4 protein-coding genes are annotated in these 4,530 nt (G+C 62.0%); 3 read left to right on the top strand and 1 reads right to left on the bottom strand.

Translation table 11 applies throughout. The annotated features are described in order from the left end of the window. The first annotated feature begins 310 nt into the window (after nt 1–310). Both WCJ41_RS20195 and WCJ41_RS20190 read left to right on the top strand, forming a co-directional pair. Nucleotides 311–970 carry a RidA family protein gene (locus WCJ41_RS20195; protein WP_336907637.1) on the top strand — a complete coding sequence of 220 codons (660 nt, stop codon included), beginning with the start codon at nt 311–313 and terminating at the stop codon, nt 968–970. A gap of 39 nt (nt 971–1,009) precedes the next feature. After that, nucleotides 1,010–1,525, top strand: coding sequence for a RidA family protein (locus tag WCJ41_RS20190; RefSeq protein WP_336907636.1), 516 nt, complete (start codon nt 1,010–1,012; stop codon nt 1,523–1,525). A 184-nt stretch (nt 1,526–1,709) separates the two neighbouring features. Here the strand turns inward: WCJ41_RS20190 and WCJ41_RS20185 are convergent, their stop codons facing one another. Then, a complete protein-coding gene (locus tag WCJ41_RS20185; protein WP_336907635.1) occupies nt 1,710–2,171 on the bottom strand; it encodes an Lrp/AsnC family transcriptional regulator in 462 nt (153 codons plus the stop codon). A 127-nt stretch (nt 2,172–2,298) separates the two neighbouring features. On the opposite strand from WCJ41_RS20185, the gene WCJ41_RS20180 reads away from it, so the two are divergent. Then, a partial coding sequence (locus WCJ41_RS20180) for a transketolase (RefSeq protein ID WP_336907634.1) occupies nt 2,299–4,530 on the top strand: 2,232 nt, incomplete at its 3' end.

The raw sequence follows: 4,530 nt of genomic DNA, 5'->3' as shown, positions 1-4,530 counted from the left end.
GCGCCGGGGCGTTCCTCGTGGCGCAGCGGCCCTCCTTCTGGATCGAGTTCGGGTCACGGCTGGGAAAGGTGCTGCTGCCGCTGGCATGGCGCTACGTCACGAAGAGGAGCTGCCCGAGGAGGAGGTTGGGAGACGGTGGGCGGGAGGAATGACGGAAGCCGAGAGGGTGAATGCGCGTTCGCGCGTCTCGATGTTGTATTCCGTGGTGCCGGAAGCTTCTACATCCTGACTGGGGCAGCCTCTCGTTGACAAGCGCTGGACTTGCGGGCGAGATTTATTGTGAATCGGAGACGCTGGTAAGCGAGGAATCATGAAGAGGCAGTTTGCATCGCCACGAGAGCATTGGACGTGGCCTATTCCCACCTGCCATTCACAGGCCGTGAGCTGCGGCGACATGATCTGGGTAAGTGGGCAGGTTGCCCTCTCGCCCGGAAGCGAGGCGCTTCCCAAGACGCTCGTCAATCAGATTCCAGTTGCCGTGACAAACATGAGCCAGGTGCTGTCCGAACTTGGTTGCGGCCTCACTGATGTAGTCAAGTTGCTCTGCTTCTACGTGAATGATGGATCGGTTGACGAAGATGAGTTTCTGCGCCTGGTCGCGGATCAGCTTCCTGTGGAGGCTCATCCGGCAGTGACCGCTGTACCGGTCTCCTACCTCCCGTTCGAGGGTGCCTTGGTCGAGATCGAGGCCTACGCCATGCCTAGTCGTTTGCCCCGCCGTCACCTGTCGACAGGCGACTTCTATCCTTTGCCCGAAGCTTTCTCGACAGCCTTGCGGTGCGGGAAGATGCTCTTCATCAGTGGCCAGAACCCGGTGACACCAGATGGCATGCTTCTCGAACCCGGCGACATCATTGCCCAGACCCGGCAGGTGATGCAGCAGGTCGGTGCGGCACTCTCACATTTTGGAGCTGGTTTCCCGGATGTGGTTAAGATCAACCGCTGGTACGTCGGTCAGGGAAAGACCTAGGATTTCGAGCCGGCTGCACTTGCCTGCGCGGCCAATTTCATGGAACCCGGACCGGCCGCAACCGGCATTCCGCTCCCCCGCCATGCGCGTGCGGGGCAGCAGATCAAGATCGAGGTGGTGGCGATGCTCGGCGAGGATGGTAGCCATCTGCCGCGCCGCCAGGTTTGGCCGGACAGCCTCTGGGACTGGACCGTCGATATTCCCTATTGGCATGGTCTGAGGTGCCACGACATGATCTTCTTGGGCGGTCAGGTCTCGCTGGACACTCAAGGCCATGCGGTAAACCCTTTCGACATCAGGGCCCAGACGGCACAAGCTATGGTTCATATTGGCTCCGTCCTGCGCGAACTCGGCGCGGGCTACCGCGATATCTGCAAGCTGACCACAATGTACGCGGGGCCGGCCGGAAAATCCGGCCTCGCCGAAAACATGAGCATCAGGCAGGCTTTCTTCGATGCGCCAGGCCCCGCGACGACCGACATTTCGCTTCCCGTCCTCGCCTATCCGGGCATGATCATCGAGATCGATGCATTCGCCATGGCGGATCCTGAATAGAGGCCATCATGTGTTGACTGCATAAAGGCTCCGTGGTCGGCAACTCAGGCAGATGCTTGTGAAAACCCATCCCTGCGTAAGCATAACCCCGGCCACGCCTGGCACCATCGTCATCGGTCTCTTTACCCCGTGCTGGTCCGGGCCATTCCAACAAGAAGCTGCCAATTTGGCTGAGCGCGTTGAATTAGATCGGGACGATCGCTGTGTCCTTCACGACCTCCAGGATCACTGAACTCTGCATCTCTCTGACACCGGGCAGGGTGACGAGCTTCTTCTGCAGGAGTTGCTGATAGTGCTCGATGTCCCTGACCATGATGCGGAGGTAGAAGTCAAAGTCCCCGAGGACCAGCAGCGCGATCTGGATTTCCGGAATTTCGCGAACGGCTTTCTTGAATGCGTCAAGCATCTTCGTGTCGTGGGCGTGTAGCTTGATCCTCACGATGATCAGCGTTCCGTAGCCCAGCTGCTTGGCGTCCAGCAGTGTCTGCTTGCCGCGTATGATCCCTTCCTTCTCGAGAATGGCGATCCGGCGCGAGCAGGGCGACTGCGACAGGCCCGCGCGTTCGGCGATCTCGGTGACTGTGAGGCGTCCGTCGGTTTGCATGGCGCGGAGGATGCGCAGGTCCAATTCATCCAATGTGTGCATACAACAGCCACAGTTTTGGGGTTTCGTAGAGCTCTCATGCGGAGAGTTACCATTTCGCCTGCCAGATGGGCAAGAGTATGCGGGCCGGCGGGTGCAGAATTTCCGTTGCAACGCAAGAGGCACTGCCATGGCTGATAGGCATCATCTGGAGGACATTCACCGGAAACTGCTGTGGCTGTCCTGCTGGACCATTCACAATGCCAACCATCTGAGGCCGAAGGAGGCCGGCGATGTCAAGGTGGGTGGTCACCAGGCGTCCTCGGCATCCATGGCCGCGATGCTGACTGCTCTTTATTTTCATGCGCTGAGACCCGCGGATCGCGTGGCTGTCAAGCCACACGCCGGGCCGGTGTTTCATGCGATCCAGTATCTGATGGGCAACCTGCCGCTCGACAAGTTGAAGAAGTTCCGGGGATACGGCGGCGTGCAGAGCTATCCATCGCGCACCAAGGACGTCGACGACGTCGACTTCTCCACGGGTTCGGTGGGGCTGGGTGCTGCGCTGCCGGTTTTCGCGTCGATCGTGCAGGACTATCTGCACGGACACGGCTGGGCGAAGTCTCTCGACGGCCGCATGGTCGCCCTCATCGGCGATGCGGAGCTCGACGAGGGCAATGTCTACGAGGCGCTCCAGGAAGGCTGGAAGCACGAGTTGCGGAACGTCTGGTGGCTGATCGACTACAATCGGCAGAGCCTTGACGGCGTCGTGCGGGAGGGCCTCTGGGAGCGGATCGAGGCGATCTTTACGGCGTTTGGCTGGCGTGTCGTCCGTCTCAAATACGGACGCCTGCAGCGTGCAGCCTTCGAGGAACCGGGCGGCATGGTCCTCAAAGAGTGGATCGATGCCTGCCCGAACGCTCTTTATTCGGCGCTGACCTTCCAGGGTGGTGCTGCATGGCGAAAGCGCCTGCTCGAAAGCCTCGGCGACCAGGGCCCGGTGACGTCCCTGATCGAGCGCCGCAGCGACCCCGAGCTGGCCGCTCTGATGGAGAACCTCGGAGGCCATTGCCTCTGGTCGCTGTGCGACGCATTCGACGCTGCCCGCGACGACAAGCCCACCGTGTTTCTCTCTTACACGATCAAGGGCTGGGGAACGCCGCTTGCCGGCCACAAGGACAACCATGCCGGGCTGATGACGCCGGCGCAGATGGAGACGTTCCAGTCTGTCATGGGCGTTCCCAAGGGCGAAGAGTGGAACCCCTTCGCGGCGGTCGAGGATGCTGCCGCCCTGAAGGATTTCCTCAAGACCGTCCCATTCTTCGCCAAGGGCAGGCGGCGCTACACGGCGCCGCGGCTCGACATTCCACCGCCGCCCGTGCTCAGTGAGCACATCCAGTCGACGCAAGCGGGGTTTGGAAAGATCCTGGATGAGATCGCCCGCAGCGGCGGGCCACTCGCCGACCGGATTCTGACCTTTTCGCCCGACGTGACGGTCTCCACCAATCTCGGCCCCTGGGTGAACCGGCGCGGCCTTTTCGCGCGCGACGCCCGCAACGACACGTTCCGCGAGGAGCGCATTCCTTCGGCGCAGAAATGGGCGTTCTCGCCGAATGGTCAGCACATTGAACTCGGCATCGCTGAGATGAACCTCATGCTGGCGCTTGGGGCTGCCGGGCTGTCGCAAGCCCTCTTCGGTGAAAGGCTGATCCCGATCGGCACAGTCTACGATCCTTTTATCGCGCGGGGTCTCGATGCCCTCAACTATGCCTGCTACCAGGATGCGCGCTTCCTGCTTGTGGGAACGCCCTCCGGCGTCACGCTAGCGCCCGAGGGGGGTGCCCACCAGTCGATCGGTTCGCCACTGATCGGAATGTCGCAGGACGGCCTCGCCTCCTTCGAGCCGGCCTTCCTCGACGAGCTGTCCGTCATCGTGAACTGGAGCTTTGACTATCTGCAGCGAGATGGCGAGGGCGACCCGGATGAGAGAACGTGGCTGCGCGACGAGACGGGTGGCTCGGTCTATCTGAGGCTCTCCACACGGCCGATCGAGCAGCCCATGCGGCGTGATGGTGCCAGGTTCGAGCAGGGCGTCATTGACGGCGCCTATTGGCAGCGCGAACCGGGCCCCAATGCTGAGGTCGTCATCGCCTACCAGGGAACGGTTGCCACCGAGGCCATCGAGGCTGCTGGCCGGATTGCCGGCGACCGCCGTGACATCGGCGTCCTCGCGGTGACGTCCTCGGACCGCCTGAACGCGGGCTGGATGGCAGCACGCCGCGCCCGCGCCCGAGGTCACGGCAGCGCACGCTCCCACGTCGAAAGCCTGCTCGAGCGTCTCCCGTCCCATTGCATCCTGATCACGGTGATAGATGGCCACCCCGCCACGCTTTCCTGGCTCGGGTCGGTCGCCGGTCACCGT

This window comes from Aestuariivirga sp. (assembly GCF_037139295.1).
Lineage (GTDB): Bacteria > Pseudomonadota > Alphaproteobacteria > Rhizobiales > Aestuariivirgaceae > Aestuariivirga.
Note: the sequence above shows the minus strand (reverse complement) of the source record. Positions and strands in the feature narration are given on the sequence as shown.